At 69.8% G+C, this 21,092-nt stretch carries 15 protein-coding genes; 6 read left to right on the forward strand and 9 right to left on the reverse strand.

Annotated elements, in window-relative coordinates:
* Positions 1-149 precede the first annotated feature (149 nt).
* A complete protein-coding gene (locus ACFVKT_RS12965; protein ID WP_385730640.1) occupies positions 150-1,262 on the reverse strand; it encodes a LacI family DNA-binding transcriptional regulator in 1,113 nt (370 codons plus the stop codon).
* Positions 1,263-1,682: 420 nt separating this feature from the next.
* Here ACFVKT_RS12965 and hisC point away from each other — a divergent pair, with 420 nt between their 5' ends.
* From hisC to ACFVKT_RS12995, 6 genes are all read left to right on the forward strand, one after another.
* Positions 1,683-2,762 (forward strand): histidinol-phosphate transaminase, encoded by a 1,080-nt coding sequence (gene hisC / locus ACFVKT_RS12970; protein WP_385730642.1) that lies wholly within the window; start codon positions 1,683-1,685, stop codon positions 2,760-2,762.
* Between the two features lie 583 nt (positions 2,763-3,345).
* Positions 3,346-4,863, forward strand: a complete 1,518-nt coding sequence (locus ACFVKT_RS12975; protein ID WP_385730644.1) for a cytochrome ubiquinol oxidase subunit I — start codon at positions 3,346-3,348, stop codon at positions 4,861-4,863.
* 20 nt (positions 4,864-4,883) lie between these two features.
* Positions 4,884-5,891, forward strand: a complete 1,008-nt coding sequence (gene cydB, locus ACFVKT_RS12980; RefSeq protein WP_385730646.1) for a cytochrome d ubiquinol oxidase subunit II — start codon at positions 4,884-4,886, stop codon at positions 5,889-5,891.
* A 97-nt stretch (positions 5,892-5,988) separates the two neighbouring features.
* Positions 5,989-9,633: a thiol reductant ABC exporter subunit CydD gene (gene cydD / locus ACFVKT_RS12985; protein WP_385730647.1), complete on the forward strand. Its 3,645-nt coding sequence runs from the start codon at positions 5,989-5,991 to the stop codon at positions 9,631-9,633.
* A 100-nt stretch (positions 9,634-9,733) separates the two neighbouring features.
* Entirely contained in the window at positions 9,734-11,458 is a 1,725-nt protein-coding gene (locus ACFVKT_RS12990; RefSeq protein ID WP_385730649.1) for a GAF domain-containing sensor histidine kinase, read from the forward strand.
* 236 nt (positions 11,459-11,694) lie between these two features.
* Positions 11,695-12,741: a peptidoglycan DD-metalloendopeptidase family protein gene (locus ACFVKT_RS12995; RefSeq protein WP_385730651.1), complete on the forward strand. Its 1,047-nt coding sequence runs from the start codon at positions 11,695-11,697 to the stop codon at positions 12,739-12,741.
* 124 nt (positions 12,742-12,865) lie between these two features.
* On the opposite strand, the gene ACFVKT_RS13000 is transcribed toward ACFVKT_RS12995, so the two are convergent.
* From ACFVKT_RS13000 to ACFVKT_RS13035, 8 genes are all read right to left on the reverse strand, one after another.
* On the reverse strand, positions 12,866-13,756 hold the full coding sequence (locus ACFVKT_RS13000) for a Cof-type HAD-IIB family hydrolase (RefSeq protein ID WP_385730653.1): 891 nt from the start codon (positions 13,754-13,756) through the stop codon (positions 12,866-12,868).
* Positions 13,757-13,866: 110 nt separating this feature from the next.
* A complete protein-coding gene (locus ACFVKT_RS13005; protein ID WP_385730655.1) occupies positions 13,867-14,769 on the reverse strand; it encodes an LLM class flavin-dependent oxidoreductase in 903 nt (300 codons plus the stop codon).
* A 115-nt stretch (positions 14,770-14,884) separates the two neighbouring features.
* Positions 14,885-15,343: a hypothetical protein gene (locus ACFVKT_RS13010; protein ID WP_385730657.1), complete on the reverse strand. Its 459-nt coding sequence runs from the start codon at positions 15,341-15,343 to the stop codon at positions 14,885-14,887.
* A 12-nt stretch (positions 15,344-15,355) separates the two neighbouring features.
* Positions 15,356-15,904, reverse strand: coding sequence for an RNA 2'-phosphotransferase (locus ACFVKT_RS13015; RefSeq protein WP_385730658.1), 549 nt, complete (start codon positions 15,902-15,904; stop codon positions 15,356-15,358).
* Positions 15,905-16,026: 122 nt separating this feature from the next.
* On the reverse strand, positions 16,027-17,004 hold the full coding sequence (locus ACFVKT_RS13020; RefSeq protein WP_385731082.1) for a MerR family transcriptional regulator: 978 nt from the start codon (positions 17,002-17,004) through the stop codon (positions 16,027-16,029).
* 274 nt (positions 17,005-17,278) lie between these two features.
* Positions 17,279-18,352, reverse strand: coding sequence for a metal-dependent hydrolase (locus ACFVKT_RS13025; RefSeq protein ID WP_385730660.1), 1,074 nt, complete (start codon positions 18,350-18,352; stop codon positions 17,279-17,281).
* Positions 18,349-20,109, reverse strand: coding sequence for an SDR family oxidoreductase (locus tag ACFVKT_RS13030; RefSeq protein WP_385730662.1), 1,761 nt, complete (start codon positions 20,107-20,109; stop codon positions 18,349-18,351). The genes ACFVKT_RS13025 and ACFVKT_RS13030 overlap by 4 nt, the downstream gene beginning before the upstream one ends.
* Positions 20,106-20,948 (reverse strand): M24 family metallopeptidase, encoded by an 843-nt coding sequence (locus tag ACFVKT_RS13035; RefSeq protein WP_385730664.1) that lies wholly within the window; start codon positions 20,946-20,948, stop codon positions 20,106-20,108. Before ACFVKT_RS13035 ends, ACFVKT_RS13030 begins: the two co-directional genes overlap by 4 nt.
* Between the last annotated feature and the right edge of the window lie 144 nt (positions 20,949-21,092).

A 21,092-nucleotide genomic window follows, 5' to 3' on the forward strand; every position in this document is an offset into this window, starting at 1 on the left:
CGCAGCGGCCCGCGGTGTCGTGGGCCCATCATAGGAATGCGGATCGCGCCATGTGATGACCCAGGGGTGGTGAATCGGAGCAGGAGCCCAGTTCACCGGGGTTTTTGCCCGAATTGGGCGGGGCTTTCCCGCCCTGCCCTCAGCGGGAGTCAGCCTTTCTCGGGTGATCGGGGCGGACTCACCGTCGTACGTGGCGGACGGCGTTGCGAGGAGGTCCGCACGATCAGCTCGGTCGGTATCACCTGCTCGACGGGCTGGTCCGACTCGACTCCCTCGATGGCGTCGATGAGGAGCTGGACGACCGCTGTGCCGATCCGGCGTGGTTTGAGTGAGAGCGTCGTGACGGGCGGCTCGGTGTTGGCGTAGACGGTGGATTCGCTGCAGCAGACGAGGAGCAGGTCGTCCGGTACGCGCAGGCCGTAGCGCCGGGCGGCGGCCAGCAGGTCGGTGCCGTTCGGGTCGAAGAGCCCGTAGACGGCGTCCGGTCGGTCGGGGCGCGCGAGGAGCCGGTCGGCGGCGACGGCTCCCGCGCACGGATCGTGCGCCGGGTAGGCCTCGTAGACCGGATCCTGGCCCACACGCTCGCACCAGCGCAGGTAAGCGGTGGTGGAGAGGTGGGTGTAGGTGTCGGTGGTGGTGCCGGTGAGGAGGCCGATCCGGCGGGCGCCGGCGTCGGCCAGGTGGTCGAGGATGCCGAGGACGGCTGCCTCGTGGTCGTTGTCCACCCAGGCGGTGACCGGCAGCGAGCCCGCCGGGCGGCCGTCGGAGACGACCGGTAAGCCCTGGCGGACCAGTTCGCTGACGACCGGGTCGTGGTCGGACGGATCGATGACCACGGTTCCGTCCAGGGCGACGTTGGACCACACGTCGTGGCGCGAGGTCGCGGGGAGGATGACCAGGGCGTAGCCCCGGGCCAGCGCGGCCGACGTGGCGGCTCTGGCCATCTCCGCGAAGTACGCGAACTCGGTGAAGGTGAAAGGTTCATCCCCGTACGTCGTCACGGTCAGGCCGATGAGGCCCGACTTGCCGGTACGGAGGGTTCGGGCCGCGGCCGACGGGCGGTAGCCCAATCGGTCGGCGACCTCGCGGACATGGCGTCGGGTGGCGTCCGGGAGCCGGCCCTTGCCGTTGAGGGCGTCGGAGACGGTCGTGATGGACACTCCGGCGGCTGCGGCCACATCTCTGATGCCCGCCCGTCCCGGCCGACCGCCGCGGCGGGTTGTCTCCGCCCGGCTCACCTGGTGCTTCCCTGCTGCTGTCATGGCGAGCCGATAGTAGGGCTCATGCGGTGGGGTAGTGCGGACGCATATGCACTCGTTGACAGGCACGTTTCTGCATGGTCCAAATGGGCCAACTGCCTTAGAAAGAAAGTCAGTTGAACGATCCGATGGCAGGACGTGACTTGTCGGCGCGCATGGGCCTGCCAACCCGGCCATGTCTCGAAGAGGTCTCAACTCACCTTGACGAGGGATGCGCGCCACGGCGTGAGCCACCGGCGCGCGGCGCGACGAGCAGCGCGCCCCCATTCGTACGCCTTCGTACGGAGATGATCACTCGGACCGCTCATGGCGGCGAGGTGGTTGTCCACAGGCCATTCGCAGCGGAGCCCAATCCTCATAGGGTGAGGAGTATTGGTAGCCGACGGCGGTCATGAGCCGGCGGTGGTCGCGAGGAGGACTGCGGTGAGCGAGATGAGCCCCAAGCTGCGTGCCGAGCTGGAGGGTATCCCCACCTACAAGCCCGGCAAGCCCGCCGCGGTCGGTGGTGCGGTGGCGTACAAGCTGTCCTCCAACGAGAACCCGTATCCGCCGCTGCCCGGTGTGATCGAGACCGTGACCGCCGCGGCCGCCTCCTTCAACCGCTACCCGGACCTGGCGTGCACCGCACTGATGAACGAACTGTCGGACCGCTTCGCCGTCCCCCTCTCGCACCTGGCCACCGGCACCGGTTCCGTCGGGGTCGCGCAGCAACTGGTGCAGTCCACGAGCGGCCCGGGCGACGAGATCATCTACGCCTGGCGGTCCTTCGAGGCTTATCCGATCATCGCGCAGATCAGCGGGGCGACCCCGGTCGAGGTGCCGCTGACGCCCGGCGAGGTGCACGACCTGGACGCCATGGCGGACGCGATCACCGACCGGACCCGGCTGATCTTCGTCTGCAACCCCAACAACCCGACCGGGACGGTGGTGCGCCGGGCCGAGCTGGAGCGGTTCCTGGACCGGGTGCCCAGTGATGTGCTGGTGGTCCTGGACGAGGCGTACCGCGAGTTCATCCGCGACGCCGAGGTGCCGGACGGCGTCGTGCTCTACCGCGACCGGCCCAACGTCTGCGTGTTGCGCACGTTCTCCAAGGCGTACGGGCTCGCGGGCCTCCGGGTCGGTTTCGCGATCGCCCATGACCGGGTGGCGGCGGCGCTGCGTAAGACGGCGGTGCCCTTCGGTGTGAGCCAGCTCGCACAGGACGCGGCGGTCGCCTCGCTGCGCGCCGAGGACGAACTGCTCGGCCGGGTCGGCTCCCTCGTGTCGGAGCGCGTACGGGTGGTCGAGACGCTGCGCGGGCAGGGCTGGACGGTGCCCGAGACGCAGGCCAACTTCGTGTGGCTGCGGCTGGGGGAGCGCACGCTCGACTTCGCCGCCGTCTGCGAGCAGGCCGGGGTCGTCGTGCGGCCGTTCGCCGGCGAGGGGGTCCGGGTGACGATCGGCGAGACCGAGGCGAACGACATCTTCGTCAAGACGACAGAGGGGTTCCGCAAGGAGCTCTGACTACTACGGCGGTTCCTCGTCCGCCAGGAGCCGCCATAGGCGATCTACGTGTAGGGGGGCGCCGTCGCGCATGGTGGCGAGGGTGCGGCGGCTGGCGTAGCGGACGATGGCGAGCGGGTGCGGCCGCTGTCGACCACGGTCGCGAAGGTGCGTAGGCCGCCGTTGACGCGGCGCTGTGCGCGGCGCGGGCTCGCGAAGCGAGGCGGCATTCGGCGCCCCGTGAGACCCGTGTGGGCCCGTAGGGGAGCGCGCGGACGGGCCTTGCTGTCGGCCCGGAAGGCCACCGTGCGGGGGCTCGACGACTTGTTGGGCGACTTGTTGGCGACCGTCCGCACGGCTGGCGGTGACGCCGGTTTCGAGGCAGCTCTTCTGGCCGAGGGCCGACTCTTCCGTGTCGACAATCCGTCAGTGACCAGCCGGTCCACGCTTAGGTACCCCCTCCCGTCAACCCTCGAACGGCCATGCGTCATACTTGCTTGTGAATGTGAACGCGTTCACAAACGTGTCCCGGTTGCTCCCGCAATGTGCGTGACAAAGGGGGCAAACTGCCGCTGTACCACGGCGATGTAAGGAGACTGACGACGTGGAATTGGCTTTGGCGCCCGAGACTCTGGCGCGCTGGCAGTTCGGCATCACCACCGTCTACCACTTTCTCTTCGTCCCCCTGACGATCTCGCTCGCCGCACTCACGGCGATCCTGGAGACCGCCTGGGTGCGAACGGGCAAGGAGCACTACCTCAGGGCGACCAAGTTCTGGGGAAAGCTGTTTCTGATCAATATCGCCATGGGTGTCGTGACCGGTATCGTGCAGGAGTTCCAGTTCGGCATGAACTGGTCCGACTACTCGCGCTTCGTCGGTGACGTCTTCGGAGCCCCACTCGCCCTCGAGGCCCTGATCGCGTTCTTCTTCGAGTCCACCTTCATCGGGCTGTGGATCTTCGGCTGGGACAAGCTGCCGAAGAAGATCCACCTCGCCTGCATCTGGATGGTCTCGGTCGGCACGATCCTGTCGGCGTACTTCATCATGGCGGCCAACTCCTTCATGCAGCATCCGGTCGGCTACCGGATCGTGAAGAAGGCGGACGGCAGTACACGGGCCGAGCTCACCGACCTTCCCAGGGTGCTCTTCCAGGAGACGGCACTCGTCAACTTCTGGCACGTCATGGCCGCCTCCATCCTTGTCGGCGGCGCCTTCATGGCGGGCATCGCCGCTTTCCATCTCCGCAAGAAGCGGCACATCCCCACGATGCGGATGTCGCTGCGGCTCGGCCTGGTCACGGCACTCGTCGGCACGATCCTCGTCGCCCTCAGCGGCGACACCGTCGGCAAGGTGATGTACGTACAGCAGCCGATGAAGATGTCGGCCGCAGAAGCCCTGTGGGATTCGGAACAGCCCGCGCCCTTCTCGCTCTTCGCGTACGGCGATGTCGCCAAGGGGCACAACACGGTTGCCCTGGAGATCCCCGGGCTGCTGTCCTTCCTCGCCAAGAACGACTTCACGTCCAGGCTCCCCGGCATCAACGACATCAACAAGGCCGAGCAGGAGAAGTACGGCCCCGGCGACTACCGTCCCAACATCCCCACCGCCTACTGGGCCTACCGCTGGATGATCGGCTTCGGCGGGGTCTCGATGGCCGTGTGTGTGGCCGGACTCTGGCTGACCCGGCGGAAGTTCTGGCTGGCGCCGGAACACCGCACCGGGGACGAGGAAGTGCCGAAGCTGATGCTCACCAAGCACCGGGGGCTGGCACCGAAGCTCGGCAAGTGGTGGTGGTGGCTGTCCCAGTGGACGCTGATCTTCCCGCTCATCGGTATCTCCTGGGGCTGGATCTTCACCGAGACAGGGCGTCAGCCCTGGGTCGTCTACGGCCTGCTGAAGACCAAGGACGCGGTCTCGCCGGGAGTCTCCACGACCGAGGTGGTGATCTCGATGACCGTGTTCACCCTGCTCTACGCGGCCCTCGCCGTCATCGAGGCGAAGCTGATGGTCAAGTACGTCAAGCAGGGCCCGCCCGAGCTTACCGAGGCCGACCTCAACCCGCCCACGAAGATCGGCGGCGACTCCAGTGACGCCGACAAGCCGATGGCCTTCTCCTACTAGGCCAAGGGAGCCTCTGAGCCATGGAACTCCACGATGTCTGGTTCGTCCTCATCGCGGTCCTCTGGACCGGCTACTTCTTCCTGGAGGGCTTCGACTTCGGGGTCGGCATCCTCACCAAGCTGCTGGCCCGGGACCGCACCGAGAAGCGGGTCCTCATCAACACCATCGGACCCGTCTGGGACGGCAACGAGGTATGGCTGCTCACCGCGGCCGGCGCGACCTTCGCCGCCTTCCCCGAGTGGTACGCCACGCTCTTCTCGGGGTTCTATCTGCCCCTGCTGCTCATCCTGGTCTGCCTGATCGTGCGCGGTGTCGCCTTCGAGTACCGCGTGAAGCGCCCCGATGAGTCCTGGCAGCGCAACTGGGAGAACGCGATCTTCTGGGCCTCACTGATCCCCGCATTCATGTGGGGTGTGGCCTTCGGCAACATCGTGCACGGCGTGAAGATCGACAGGAACTTCGAGTACGTCGGCACCCTCTGGGACCTGCTCAACCCGTACGCGATCCTCGGCGGTCTGGTCACACTGGCGCTGTTCACGTTCCACGGGACGGTGTTCGTCGGGCTCAAGACCGTCGGGGACATCCGGGAGCGCGCGCGGAGGCTGGCGCTGAAACTCGGCCTGGTGACGGCCGCGTTGGCACTTGGCTTCCTGATCTGGACCCAGATCGACAGCGGTAACGGCAAGTCCCTGGCCGCGGCGATCGTCGCGGTGGCCTCACTCCTCGTGGCCCTCGGGGCGGCCAAGGCCGGGCGTGAGGGCTGGGCGTTCATGCTCTCGGGGCTCACCATCATCGCGGTCGTCGCGATGTTCTTCCTGTCGCTCTTCCCGAACGTCATGCCGTCCTCGCTCAATGACGAGTGGAGCCTGACGGTCACCAATGCGTCATCGGGCCCCTACACCCTGAAGGTCATGACCTGGTGTGCGGGGATCGCGACGCCGATCGTGCTGCTCTATCAGTCGTGGACGTACTGGGTGTTCCGCAAGCGGATCGGTACGCACCACATCGCCGTGGATGGCACGCACTGATTCCTGCCGTGCGCACCGAGTCCGGCACGGCGCGCAGAGTCCGAATAACGGCATGTTTCACGTGAAACATGCCTGATGACCCAAGGGTGTGTTTCACGTGAAACCAATCGACCCGCGTCTGCTTCGGTACGCCCGCGCCACCCGCTTCTTCCTCGCTGCGGTTGTCGGTCTGGGGGCCGCCGGGGCGGTTCTGGTCATTGCCCAGGCGATGCTCATCGCCGAAGTGGTGGTCGGCGCCTTCCAGCACGGATTCTCGGTCACTGAACTCCGCACGCCGCTGGGGCTGTTGGTCCTGGTGGCAGTGGGGCGGGCGGTCGTCTCCTGGCTCACCGAGCTCGCCGCGCACCGGGCGAGCGCTGCGGTCAAGTCGGAGCTGCGGGGTCGGCTGTTGGAGCGGGCGTCGCTGCTCGGTCCCGGCTGGCTGAGCGGGCAGCGGACGGGTTCCCTGGTCGCCCTCGCCACCAGGGGAGTCGACGCGCTCGACGACTACTTCTCGCGCTATCTACCGCAGTTGGGGCTCGCGGTGGTAGTCCCTGTGGCGGTGCTCGCGCGGATCGTCACCGAGGACTGGGTGTCCGCGGCCATCATCGCCGGCACGCTGCCGCTGATCCCCGTCTTCATGATTCTCATCGGCTGGGCCACCCGGAGCCAGATGGACCGTCAGTGGCGGCTGCTGTCACGGCTCTCGGGCCACTTCCTGGACGTGGTCGCTGGGCTGCCCACGCTCAAGGTGTTCGGCCGGGCCAAGGCACAGGCTGAGTCGATCCGGAAGATCACCGGCGACTACCGGCAGGCGACCATGCGGACGCTGCGGATCGCCTTCCTGTCGTCCTTCGCCCTGGAACTCCTCGCCACCATCTCCGTCGCGCTGGTCGCGGTGACCATCGGAATGCGGCTCGTCCACGGCGAGATGGATCTCTACGTCGGGCTCGTCATCCTGATCCTCGCGCCCGAGGCGTATCTGCCGCTGCGACAGGTGGGGGCGCAGTACCACGCCGCCGCTGAGGGACTCTCGGCCGCCGAGGAGATCTTCTCGGTCCTGGAGACTCCGTTGGCCGCCTCCGGCTCGCTTTCCGCGCCCGAGGGCGAGATCGCCTTCGAGGGCGTGACCGTGCGCTATCCGGGGCGCTCACGAGACGCGGTCTCGGACGTCTCCTTCACGGTGGGGCGCGGGGAGACGGTTGCTCTTGTCGGGCCGAGCGGTGTGGGTAAGTCGACGCTGCTGAACGTCCTGCTGGGATTCGTGGATCCCGCCGAGGGGCGGGCGCGGATCGGGGGAGTCGATCTCTCCGAGGCCGACCTGACGGACTGGCGCTCGCGGATCGCCTGGGTGCCACAGCGACCCCACCTGTACGCCCAGTCCATCGCCGAGAACGTACGACTGGCGCGTCCCGACGCGGACGACACGGCGGTACGCCGGGCGCTGGCCGACGCGGGTGCCGCCGGCTTCGTGGACGCCTTGCCCGACGGGGCCGACACGGTACTCGGTGAGGACGGCGCCGGGCTGTCCGCCGGCCAGCGCCAGCGCCTCGCTCTGGCCCGCGCGTTCCTCGCGGACCGTCCGGTGCTGCTCCTCGACGAGCCGACGGCCGCGCTGGACGGGGCGACGGAGGCGGAGGTCGTGGAGGCGGTGCGGCGGCTCGCCATCGGGCGCACGGTACTGCTGGTGGTGCATCGGCCGGCGTTGCTGGGGGTGGCTGACCGGGTGGTGCGGCTGGAGCCCGGGGTGGTCGCCGCGGGGCCTGGGGTGCCTGTCCAGGCGGCTGGGTCCGTGCGTGCCGCAGAGGTGAGGGAGTCTCCGTCCGTCGAGGCGGAGAGCATGCCTGCGGCACCAGGAGAGGAGTTGTATTCGGCTTCGGCTTCGGCTTCGGCTGCGTCCTCGGCTTCGGCTCCGGATCCGGCCGCGTCCTCGGCCTCGGCTCCGGGTCCGGGTTCGGCCCTGTCTCCCACTCCCGCTCCCGCTCCGGCTCCGTCTCCGCGAGGGCATGGAGGTGTGCTGGCCCGCGTCCGTGCCATGGCCGCCCCCCGGCGGGGAGCACTCGCCCTCGCCCTCCTGCTCGGCGGTCTCGCCCTGGGGAGTGCCGTCGGGCTGATGGCCACCTCCGGGTGGCTCATCTCGCGCGCCTCTCAACAGCCGCCGGTGATGTATCTGATGGTGGCGGTGACGGCCACCAGGGCGTTCGGGATCGGGCGGGCCGTGTTCCGGTACACGGAGCGGCTCGTGTCGCACGACGCGGTGCTGCGGATGCTGGCCGACACCCGGGTCGCCGTGTACCGGCGCCTCGAACGGCTGGCGCCCGCGGGGCTGCGGACGACCCGGCGAGGTGATCTGCTGTCGCGGCTCGTCGCGGACGTGGACGCGCTCCAGGACTACTGGCTGCGATGGCTGCTGCCGGTCGGGGCCGCGGGCGTCGTGTCCGCCGCCTCCGTCGGCTTCACCGCGTGGCTGCTGCCCGAGGCCGGTGCCGTTCTCGCCGTGGGGCTGCTGGCGGCCGGGCTCGGTGTGCCGCTGCTGACCGGCGCCGTGGCGCGCCGTGCGGAGCGGCGGCTGGCGCCCGCGCGCGGTGTCCTGGCGACCAGGGTGGCCGATCTGCTCACGGGAACGGCGGAGCTGACGGTCGCGGGTGCGCTGCCCGCCCGTACCGCCGAGACGCGTCGGGCCGACTCGGTGCTCACCCGTATCGCCTCGCGGGCCGCCACCGCGACCGCGCTCGGCGACGGGCTCACCGCGCTGGTGTCCGGGCTGACCGTCGCGGCTGCGGCGCTCGTCGGCGCCCAGGCCGTCGCCGCCGGGCGGCTGAGCGGTGTGGCGATGGCCGTCGTCGTCCTCACCCCGCTGGCCGCGTTCGAGGCCGTCCTCGGGCTGCCGCTCGCCGTCCAGCATCGACAGCGGGTACGCAAGAGCGCGGAGCGGGTGTACGAGGTGCTGGACGCCCCCGATGCCGTACGCGAACCGGAGGAGCCGGCGCAGGCGCCCGCATCCGCGTTCCCTCTGGTCCTCAAGGAGTTGAGCGCGCGCCACACAGGGCAGGACCGGGACGCGCTCGCCGGGCTCGACCTGACCCTGGAACAGGGACGCAGGGTCGCCGTCGTAGGTCTCTCCGGGTCCGGCAAGACCACGCTCGCGCAAGTGCTGCTGCGGTTCCTGGACGGGGACGCGGGGACCTACACGCTGGGCGGAGTGGACGCGTACCAGATGGCGGGAGACGACGTACGCCGACTGGTCGGGCTGTGTGCCCAGGACGCGCACCTCTTCGACAGTTCGGTGCGCGAGAACCTGCTGCTGGCCAGGAAGGACGCGACCGAGGCCGAGCTGTGTGACGTGCTCGCGCGGGCTCGGCTCCTCGGCTGGGCCGACGGGCTGCCCGAGGGGCTCGACACACTCATTGGTGAGCACGGCGCCCGGCTGTCCGGGGGCCAGCGGCAGCGGCTCGCTCTCGCCCGCGCGCTGCTCGCCGACTTCCCTGTCCTCGTCCTCGACGAGCCAGCCGAACACCTCGACCTGCCGACGGCCGACGCCCTCACCGAGGATCTGCTGGCCGCGACCGAGGGCCGTACGACGCTGTTGATCACCCACCGTCTGGCCGGGCTCGATGCGGTGGACGAGGTGATCGTGCTGGCGGAGGGCCGGGTGGCCCAGCGGGGGCCGTACGCGGAGCTGGTGGCCGTCGAGGGTCCGCTGCGGGAGATGGTGGACCGGGAGGCCGCGGGGGATCTGCTGGCCGGTGCCGTGGCCCACTGATCGCGCCGACTCGGCTTCGGGGCGTGGTGACCTCGTTTGCCTCGCCGGGCGGCCACCACCTCGACTTTCCATGGCAAATGGGACTAACTACGCTCAAGGTATGACGGCAGCCCCCGCCTCACCTCCGTCCGAGCCTGATGACGGCTCGGACGCAACCGGTCCTGTGGTCCGCGGCAGCCAGGGGCTGCCCGCCGAGCTGGCCGAGCGGGTACCTCAGTTGCTGGAGGCTGTGCGGGAGGTCGGAGCGGGGCTGGAGTTGCACTCCACGCTGGACCGGATCTGTGAGACGGCCGCCGAACTGGCGGATGCGCGGTATGCCGCGATCGGGGCCGTGGCGGAGGAAGGCGGAGGGCTCGTGGACTTCGTGTTCCACGGGGTCGAAGGGGAGACCGCCGGGCTGATCGGGCGGTTCCCCGACGGATGCAGGGGGCTGCTCGGGGCGCTCATCCACGAACCGGAGCCGGTACGGCTCGCGAACCTGGCAGACGATCCGCGCTCCTGCGGCTTTCCGGAACACCACCCGCTGATGCGGAGCTTCCTGGGGGTCCCCATCCGGGTGCAGGGCGAGATCTTCGGCAATCTGTACCTGACCGAGAAGCGGGGCGGCGGGTCCTTCAGCGACTACGACCTCAACATGGTCGGCGTGCTGGCCACAGAGGCGGGCATCGCCATCGGCAACGCCCGGCTGTACGAGGCCGCCCAGCAGCGCGAACGCTGGATCGACGGCTCGGTGGCCGTCACCACCGCCCTCCTGTCGGGCGGCGGCGCCGAGGACGCCCTCCAGGTCGTCGCCGAACAGGCCCGCCGGCTCTCCGGTTCGGCGGCCGGGGCCGTGCTGCTGCCCGCCGCCGAGGGCGGTCTCGAGGTCGTCGCCGTCGCCTCCGAACACCCGTCGAAGGCGCTGGGAATGACCTTCCCGCCGGAGAACGAGTTTGTCGCCGAACTCCTCGGCGGAGAGACCGTGTTCGTCGAGGACGCGGCCACCGACCCGCGTATGGTCTCCGACCTCGCCCGCGTGTACGGGCCGATGATGATGCTCCCCCTGCAGTGCGGCGGCCGCGTGCTCGGGTGCCTGATCACGCCTCGCGCGCCGGGCGCCCGCCCGTTCACCGAGACCGAGCGGACCCTGGCCGCGCAGTTCGCAGCACAGGCCGCGCTCGCGCTGATGACGGCCGAGGCGCAGCGCGACCGGGAGCGGCTCGCGGTGTACGAGGACCGTGACCGGATCGCCCGTGACCTGCACGACCTCGTGATCCAACGGCTCTTCGCCACCGGGATGATGCTGGAGAGCGCCCAGCGGCTGTCCGTCGCTCCCGAGGTCCGGGAAGGTGTCGGCAAGGCGGTCGACGCACTCGAAGTCACCATCCAGGAGATCCGCACCGCCATCTTCGCGCTCCGGCAGGACCCCACAGAAACGCCGTCCGGCCTGCGCACCCGCGTGCTGCGTGAGATCAACATGGCCGCCGTACCCCTCGGCTTCAAACCCACCCACCGCTTCGTCGGCCCGGTGGAGACCATGGTCGGGGAACTCACCGGAAAGAACCTCATCGCCGCCCTGCGCGAGGCCCTCTCCAACGCCTTCCGGCACGCCGGCGCCTCCCGTATCGACGTCGTCGTCGACGCGACCGTGACCCTGCGGGACGGACGCCAGGGCGTCCGGCTGACCGTCGCCGACGACGGCGTCGGCATCACGGACGGCGGTCGGCGCAGCGGCCTGCGGAACCTTGAGCGGCGCGCCGAGTACCTGGGCGGCGAGAGCTGGTACGGCCCCGGGGCGGGCGAGGACGAGGGCGGTACGACGGTGGTGTGGCAGGCGCCGTACTGAGCGCGGGCCGTAGCCCTTTCACCGAGCGCACCGGCGTGGCTTCCCCGGCGACACTTCGCAGCTCGACCGAGCACACCATGTGGGCGCCCGAAGCACACTCCACCGCTCTGCCGGGGCAACACGCCCAAGCCGAGCCCCTGTTCGGCCCAGCCGACGGAGCCATCCGTGGAGCCCGTTCCCCCGGGCGTACCCCTTGAACAGGACCGCGAGCGGGGGCACAGGACACGATCGCTGTCATGCGCTCACCTCGCCGCCATCCCCTGCTCGTGCCGGCCCTGCTGTGCGCCGTCGCGGTTCTCGCGGCCCGTCCCACCGCCGCCGAGGGCGAGTCCGGGAGCGAGCCCGGCATCAGCGCCCAGGTGGCGCGGCTCTACGAGGACGCCTCCGTGGCGGCGCGCCAGTACGAGGCGGGACAGCAGGAGGCCGAAGCGCAGCGGGGCAGGGCGCAGCGGGCCGAGGAACTCCTCGCGCGGGAACGCCAGGACATCGCGGTACTCCACGACGACCTCGGCCGGATCGCGCGCACCCAGTACCGCCAGGGCGGCGGCCTGCCGTACACCGCGCAGTTGCTGCTCGCGGACAGCCCCGAGGACCTGATGCGCGGTCAGCGTGCCGTGTGGCAGGCGGATCTCGCCGTCAACAACGCGGTCAGTAAGAGCCGCCGGGCCGAGGCGAGGCTCGCCGCCGACGAGGCGAAGGCCCAGGCGGAGTGGCAGGCGCTGGAGAAGCGCAACGGTGAACTCGCCGAGATGAAGCGGACCATCCAGGCGAAGCTGGACGAGGCACGGTCGGTGCTCCAGGGGCAGGCCGACGCCGCGGTGGTGGCCGGCTCCTGCCGTGGTGCCGTCCAGCTCGACCAGCCGGAAACGGACTTCGCGCGTGCGTGGGTCGCGCCGGTGGAGACGTACGAACTCTCCGCGAGCTTCGGCAGCGGCGGCGAGCGCTGGGCTAGCCGGCACACCGGACAGGACTTCGCGGTGCCGATCGGCACGCCGGTGCGGGCGGTCGGGGCGGGCCGGGTGGTGAAGGTGTCGTGCGGCGGGGCCTTCGGTATCGAGATCGTCGTCCAGCACCCGGGCGGCTACTACACGCAGTACGCGCATCTCGCCGCCGTCACCGTCGACCAGGGGGAGCAGGTCGCGGCCGGGCAGTGGGTCGGGCAGTCGGGCACGACCGGCAACTCGACCGGGCCCCATCTGCACTTCGAGGTGCGGGTCACGCCGGAACTGGGGTCCGGGATCGACCCCGTGCCGTGGCTGGCCGAGCACGGGGTCCAGCTTTAGCTCCGGTTGGCGCGTATGCCCCTGCTGCCGGTGGCCCTCCTCCGGAGCGGTGCTCGCTCCCCGACGCGGCAACGCCAACAGCAACGGTGGAGGTCGCCACAGACCGGGTTTCCTGCCGAAGGGGCTACACCTGGCGCTCGGCGATGATCCGCTCGATCACCACCGCCACCCCGTCCTCGTTGTTCGCGACCGTGCGCCCGGAGGCTGCGGCGATCACGGCGGGGTGGGCGTTGCCCATCGCGTACGAGCGGCCCGCCCAGGTGAGCATCTCGACGTCGTTCGGCATGTCGCCGAAGGCGACGACCTCCTCGTGGGAGATGCCGCGCTCGGCGCAGCACAGTGCGAGCGTGCTCGCCTTGGAGACTCCGGGGCCGCTGATCTCCAGGAGGGCGCTCGGGCTGGAGCGAGTGACACCCGCGCGGTCGCCGATGGCCAGGCGGGCGACGGTGAGGAAGTCGTCCGGGTCCATCTCGGGGTGGTACGCGAGCACCTTGAGGACCGGCTGATCGGCGTCGAGCGCGTCCTTGGCGAGGAGTTTCTCGGCGGGCGCCATGATCTCCGGGGGCTCCATGTGCAGCGACGGGTAGGCCGGTTCGAGGTGGAGCCCGTAGGTGCGCTCGACGGCGACCGTGGTGCCGGGGGCGGCGGCGCGCAGCAGCTGGATGACGTCGAGAGCGACGTCGGGCGCCAGCTCGCGGATCTTGACGAAGCGGTGGGCGCCGGGGCCGCCGTGCAGGTCGACCACGGCGGCGCCGTTGCCGCAGATCGCCAGGCCGTGCCCGTGGACGTGGTCGCTGACGACGTCCATCCAGCGGGCGGGGCGGCCGGTGACGAAGAACACCTCGATGCCCGCCTGCTCGGCGGCGGCGAGGGCGGCGACCGTGCGCTCGGACACCGACTTGTCGTCGCGCAGCAGAGTGCCGTCGAGGTCGGTGGCGATCAGCCGGGGCGGAACCATGGAGGCCGGGGTCTCGGGCCGTCGAGTCGCGGAGGTCACTGGCCCATTCTCCCGCATATGCGCGCACGTGCGGGCGGCGGTCCGCACATGTGAGTGATTACCGTCCTCACCAGGGACGTTACGCCCCGTCAAGACCAAGCCGACGGAGTCAGGTTCCGGCCGAGGGATCAGGCGAGCTGCGCGGCAGCCTCCATGGCGATCCGCTCGAAGATCTTCTCGTCCGCCGCGAAGCCGGAGTCGGGGATCGGCCAGTGGATCACCAGGTCCGTGAATCCCAGCTCGGCGTGACGGCCCGCGAAGTCGACGAACGCGTCCAGCGACTGCAGCGGACGGCCACGGTCCGGAGTGAAGCCGGTGAGCAGGATCTTGTCCAGTTCGCCCACGTCACGGCCCGCCTCGGCGCAGGCGACGCCCAGCTTCTCGACCTGTCCGCGAATGGCTTGAACTGACTGTTCAGGGGTCCCCGTCTCGTACAGCTTCGGGTCGCCCGTCGTCACCCACGCCTGCCCGTACCGCGCCGCGAGCCTCAGCCCACGCGGTCCGGTCGCGGCCACCGCGAAGGGCAGCCGGGGGCGCTGGACGCAGCCCGGGATGTTCCGAGCCTCGTGCGCCGAGTAGAAGTCACCTTCGTACGACACGGAGTCCTCCGTCAGGAGACGGTCGAGCAGCGGAACGAACTCCGCGAGGCGGTCGGCGCGCTCGAGCGGGGTCCAGGGCTCCTGGCCGAGCGCCGTCGCGTCGAAACCGGTGCCTCCCGCGCCGATCCCCAGGGTGATCCGGCCGTCCGAGATGTCGTCGAGGGAGATCAGTTCCTTGGCGAGGGTCACCGGATGCCGGAAGTTCGGCGAGGTCACGAGCGTGCCGAGGCGGAGGTGATCGGTGACGGCGGCCGCGGCGGTCAGCGTCGGCACGGCACCGAACCACGGGCCGTCCCGGAAAGTCCGCCAGGACAGGTGGTCGTACGTGTACGCGGTGTGGAACCCGAGCTGCTCCGCCCGCTGCCATGCGGCACGACCGCCCTCATGCCAGCGGAGGTACGGAAGGATCACGGTGCTCAGACGCAGACTCATGCCATCGAGCCTAAGCGCAGGAGTGAACGGTCGGCGCACGTGCCTGCTCATCGCACCGGGCTGCTCAGAGCCCAGGCCTGTCCAGCGCACGGGATTGCTCAGTGCACCCGCCCGCTCAGCGCACCCGTCCGCTGAGCCACGGACTGAGGCTGATCATCAGCAGGTGTTCCTTGTACGTACGGTCGCCGGGCAGCGGCACGATGAGCCGGTAGCCGGGCGGGAACCGGCGCGTACTCACGTAGGCGAGGCCGCCGAAGACCGAGCGCAGGAAGGCGGGCACGTCATCGCGCGGGACGTCGGGGAACTCGACGTCCTCCACGGTGATCAGCGCGTCGTCCTCCGGATAGAGCCGGACACTCAGCCTGGGCAGTCCGCCGAACTCCACGAAGGCCTCGTGCGGAAGCGAGCCGTCGGGATCGGCGGTCACCCCGACGCCCGCGGCGCTGCGGCGGGACGTCTGGTCCGCACCGATGTCGTGGGTGACCTCGATCTCACGCGCGTACTCGACGGCGATCGCGCGGAGCGCGGTGACGGCGGCTTCGGTACTGGACAGTTGCTCCATGTTCCCGATCATCCCTGAGTCACTTCAGTGCTGGGCCGGGAACCGGATGTACCCCGGCGGTACGGCCTCCGTGAGCCACACCCCGTTCGCGCTGACGTGGAAAACATGACCGTCGCGGTCCATCGCGGCGGCGTCCACGGAGAGCACGACCGGCCGGCCGCGGCGGGCACCGACCCGGGTGGCGGTCTCGCGGTCGGGCGAGAGGTGCACGTCGTGCCGGTTCATGGGCCTCAGGCCCTCGGCGCGGATCGCGTCCAGGCTGCCGGACACGGTCCCGTGGTAGAGATACGCCGGCGGAGTCGCCGTGGGCAGTCCGAGGTCGACGTCGACGGAGTGGCCCTGGCTGGCGCGGATCCGGGTCCCCTCGACCGCGAAGCGCCGCTTGTCGTTCTCGGCCACCACGTGGTCCAGCTCCTCGCGCGTGAACCCGAAACCGTGCGCCGACGCCGCGGCGATCAACGTCTCGATCTCCACCCAGCCCGCCTCGCCGAGCGTGAGCCCGATCCTCTCGGGCTGGTGCCGCAGATGCTTGGAGAGGTACTTCGACACCTTCACGGTGCGTCTTTCGTCCATCCCGTAAGGGTGCCTGGCGGGACGGAGATCACGCATTTGATTTTGGTCCTCAGGTTTGATCCACAGCCAAGTCCAGTTATCCACAGGGGAATTGGCGATTCTGTGGACAACCCACAGGCCGTTTAGGAGAGTTCGTCAACTATGGTTATTTTGTCATGGTTTGCCGCCAGTTGGTCCAAGGCGCGGGCCTGCACCTCCCGTTCGGCCGCTGCGGCGACGAAGGCGGCGACCTGCCCGGCGCCAACCAGCTTCTCCACCGCCCCTATTGTCCCGGCCGGGAGCGCCACGAAATGGGTCTCGTCCACGGGCTGCGGCACCTTGTCCGCGCCAAGGTGCTGACGCAGATGCCGGTTGGCGAACAGCCGCATGGCACGGGCCAGTTCAGCATCCACGGTTTGCTGTGCGAGCGGCCGGAGCCGTCGTACGAGTGAGGCCGCTTCCGCCGCTTCCGCGTCCGTCGGCGGGTGCTCCCCCAGATAGCGGGCGAACACATGCTCGGTCGTGAACTCCAGGAAACGGGAGGCGATGTGCTCGACCTGACCCCTCAACTCCCGCAGGTGGACGGAGATCGCGGACAACGGGACCCCCGCCGCGTACAACTCGACTGCCACAGCGAGCTCTTGAGGGCTCGGGACCAGGAAGAGATCCTCGTCTCCCGGTACGGGTACCAGTACGCCGAGTTCGATCGCGTCGGCGACCGCCTCGTCGTCCGGGGAGCCGCCGAACCGCTCGTCCAAGTCGGCCCGGGAGATCCGTACGGCCTCCTCATCGGTCCAAGGACCGTCGACCTCCGCGACCAGACCGAGGACCCCGCCGAGACCCCGGCCGGCATCCCAGGCCTCCAGGAGTTCCTTGATGGACGCCAGCGTGAACCCCCGGTCGAGGAGATCGGCGATCTGCCGGAGCCGGGCCAGGTGCGCGTCCGCGTACACATTGGCGCGGCCGCGCCGCTCGGGGCGGGGGAGCAGGCCACGGTCCTGATAGGCACGGATGGTGCGGACCGTGGCACCGCTGTGATGCGCCAGATCCTCTATCCGGTACGCGACACCGGCCTGCGGACCGACACCGGCCTGCGGGCCAACACTGGCCTGCGGGCCAATACCGGCCTTCGGGCCAATACCGGCCTTCGGGCCAATACCGGCCTTCGGGTCGGCACCGGCCTCCGGGCCAATACCGGCCTCCGGACCGACACCGGCCTCCGGGCCAATACCGGCCTCCGCGCCGACACCAGCCTCTGTACGACCACGGGCTGCAGGACCGACACCGGACTCCGCACGGCTACGGGCCGTAGGGCCGACACCCGCCGCCCCGTCCACCGACTCCTCGTTCACGATCCCCGCCCTCCCCACCTCGCTATGCCATGGCCGCACGTCGCTACGCGGTGGCCGCCCGTCCGATCACTCCCGCCGCCGACCGGGCCGCCGGGGACTGCGCCAGATACTCCACCGCCCGGCGCAGCGAGCCCTCCTGCGACGGATGGTACGACCGCCGCAGATAGCGGGGTACGGCCGCGCCGAGCTCCCGCCAGGTGGGCAACAGCCCTTTGCGTACGGCTCTGTTGTGGGCGGCGAGCGAGTAGCGCAGGCGGCCGGCGAGCTGGGGGTCGTGGCGTATGAGGTATGCGGCGCCCCACCCCCACAGATAGAGCATCACCGGTGCGGTGACCGCCATGCCCGCGACCCGGCGTGCGTAGCGGGGCAGGCCCTCGCCGCCGCAGTGCTGGAACATGTCGAAGGCGACCGCGCGGTGTTCGACCTCCTCCGCGCCGTGCCAGCGCAGCAGGTCGAGCATGACCTCGTCGGCGTCGGCGAGATCCAGGCCCTCTGCCGCCAGCACCCAGTCGCCCAGCACCGCCGTGAACTGCTCGATCGCCGCGATCACCGACAGCCGGAAGCGCAGCCATGCCTCGGGCGGAACGGGCGCGCCCAGCGGCGGTTGCTCGCCGAGCAGCTTCTCGAAGAGGAAGTCGACGTACTTCGTGAAGTCCGCGGTGTCGAGCTGCTGCGCCGCCAGGTGGTCCAGGACGAACGCGTGCTGCACACTGTGCGTCGCCTCCTGCCCCATGAACCCCTTCACGTCCTTGAGGAGTTCGGGGTCCTCGACGAGCGCGAGCGCCTCCTTGAAGACCTTCACGAACCACCGCTCCCCCGCCGGCAGCAGCAGATGCAGCACGTTGATGACATGGGTGGCGGTGGGCTCGTCCGGGATCCAGTGCAGCGGCGTCTTCTCCCAGTCGAAGGAGACCCGCCGCGGGGCGATCGCGTAGTGATCGTCGCGTAGGGAGTCACTCGTCGAGCCAGCCGTCGAGTCGCTCGTCGAGCCAGCCGTCGAGGCATTCGCCGAGCCAGCCGTCGAGTCACTCGTCGAGCCAGCCGTCGAGGCATTCGCCGAGCCAGTCGTCGAGCCAGCTGTCGAGGCATTCGTCGAGCCATCCATCGAGTCGGTCATAGAGGTGGCTCCAATCGTGCGATCGCGCGCAACGCCCTCGGTGTGAAGCGGGACATGAGGCGGGCGCCGCGCGCCTCCGGGGTGACTGGCACGACCGCCTGGTTGCGGACGACGGCGCGCAGGATCGCGTCGGCCACCTTCTCCGGCGGGTAGTTCCGCAGCCCGTACAGCCGCGCCGACTTCTTCTGGCGCCGCCGCTCCTCGCCCGCGTCGACGCCGGTGAAGCGTGCGGTAGAGGTGATGTTGGTGTTGACGAAGCCGGGGCAGATCGCCGAGACGCCGATGCCCTGGCCCGCCAGCTCCGCACGCAGACACTCGCTGAGCATGAGCACGGCCGCCTTGGAGGTGCTGTAGGCGGGCAGTGCCTTTGACGGCTGGTATGCCGCCGCCGACGCGGTGTTGACGATGTGGCCGCCCTGCCCGCGCTCGGCCATCTGCTTCCCGAAGAGCCGACAGCCGTGGATCACGCCCCACAGGTTGACGTCGAGGACCTTCTTCCAGTCCTCCGGAGTGGTGTCGAAGAAGGAGCCCGAGAGCCCGATCCCGGCGTTGTTCACCAGCACGTCCACCACGCCGTACTCGGTGGCGACCTTCTCTGCGAGCTTCTCCATGGCCTGCTCGTCGGAGACGTCGACGGTCTCCGCCCAGGCCTCGGGGGAGCCGATCAGCCGGGACATCTCCGCGGTGCGGGCCGCGCTCTCCGCGTCCCGGTCGACGGCCACCACGCGCGCGCCTGCCTCGGCGAACGCGAAGGCGGTGGCCCGCCCGATACCGCTGCCCGCGCCGGTGACCAGCACGAGCTGCCCGCCGAACCGGTCCGCGTACTTGCCGGTGGCCACGGTGTCCCCCACCGGTACACCGTCCTCGTTGGCGTGCACGAACTCCGTGATCCAGGTGGACAATTGATCGGGCCGGGTGCGCGGAACCCAGTGCTTGGCCGGGAGCGTACGGCGCACCAGCCCCGGAGCCCACTGCTCCAGCTCGTCGTACAGCCGCTCGGAGAGGAACGCGTCCCCCAGGGGCGTGATGAGCTGCACGGGCGCGTGTGCGTACGCGTCCGCGCGGGGCCTGCCCAGCCGGGCCCGTACGTTGTCCCGGTACAGCCAGGCTCCGTGTGCGGCGTCCAGGGGCAGTGACGGAGTGGGGTAGCCGTCCGAGGGGATCTTCTCGACGCGTCGAAGGATCTTCGGCCACTGCCTGCCCAGGGGGCCGCGCCAGGCAAGCTCGGGCAGCACGGGTGTGTGCAGCAGGTACACGTACCAGGACTTGGCACCCTGGCCGAGGAGCTGGCCGATCGCGCGCGGGGTGGGGCTCTTCACGCGCTGCTTGATCCAGTGCCCGAAGTGATCGAGGGAGGGCCCGGACATCGACGTGAAGGACGCGATCCGGCCCTCGGTGCGCGCGACGGTGACGAACTCCCACGACTGCACCGAACCCCAGTCGTGCCCCACCAGGTGTACGGGTTTGTCAGGGCTGACCGCGTCCACGACGGCCAGGAAGTCGTCCGTCAGCTTCTCCAGCGTGAACCCGCCCCGCAGCGGCTGCGGCACCGACGACCTGCCGTGCCCGCGGACGTCGTACAGCACGACGTGAAAGCGCTCGGAGAGCCGCCCGGCGACCTCGGACCACACCTCCTTGGAGTCCGGATAGCCGTGCACGAGCACGACCGTGGGCTGCCGCGGGTCGCCCAACTCGGCGACGCACAGCTCGACTCCGCCCGTCCGCACCCAGCGCTCGCGCGCCCCCGTGAGACTCACTTGTCCTCCGCCCAGCGCCGCACGTGCGGCAGATCGTCGTCCAGCCAGAACGCGCTCTGTTCGGGGTCCTTGGAGTCGGTGACGACCAGGATCTCCTCGAACTTCGCGCCCGTACCCCGGAATCCGAGGTGCGGTTCGACCGCCCACAGCCCCGGCCGGGGCGGGTGGTCGGAGAACTTGTACGGCGACCACAGCGGCGACCAGCCGTCGCGGTGCCCGCGCAGAGCGTCGCTCGCCAGCCCTTTCAGGGACTGGGTGCCGAACCCGAACAGGTGGGGTGACCAAGGGCGTTCCTTCACCCGGTCGACCTTGTGGGCGATCACGCCGAACGGGTACGCGCGGTGCCGGTTCGCATAGCCCTGGCGGACCATGAGCCGGTCCACGTCCTCGTAGATCTCGCGCAGCGGGCGGCGCTCGCGCACCTCGCGCAGGATCAGCTCGCGATGCGCCTCCAGGTCGGCCATCAGCTTGTCCTGCACGGGATTCAGCCCCAGGGAGCCGGAGTAGCCGATGTCCGCGGTGAAACCCTTGTGGACCGGGGCCATGTCGAGAATGAACGGCATCCCCGCCTTCAGCCGGCGGTTGGTGGGGAAGAACTGCAGCGGGATGCGGAAGTTGACGAACGCCGTGCGGTCCCCGAACCAGGCGAAGGGCAGATGGAACCAGTCCCGCACCCCGCGCTCGCGCAGCCACACACGCTGCATCCGCGCCGCCTCACGCTCGGTGACCCCCGGCTTCAGCCGCGCCGCGACCGCCTCCGCGCACTCGTAGGCGAGACGCTGCACTTCCCGGAACCCCCGCAGCTCCGCCGAGAGTTCACTTGTCGCTGCACTGCTCATGCCACCGTCCGTCCACCACGATCGCCGTACGTGCCCGTAACTTGACACTGATGAATGTGACAATGGTTGGAGGCTGCGTCAATAGGCCTGCGCGACCCCTGTGGACAGCCGGGTCGATGTGGACAACCCATTGACGGTTGTTCG

This window comes from Streptomyces sp. NPDC127595 (assembly GCF_042671685.1).
GTDB lineage: Bacteria > Actinomycetota > Actinomycetes > Streptomycetales > Streptomycetaceae > Streptomyces.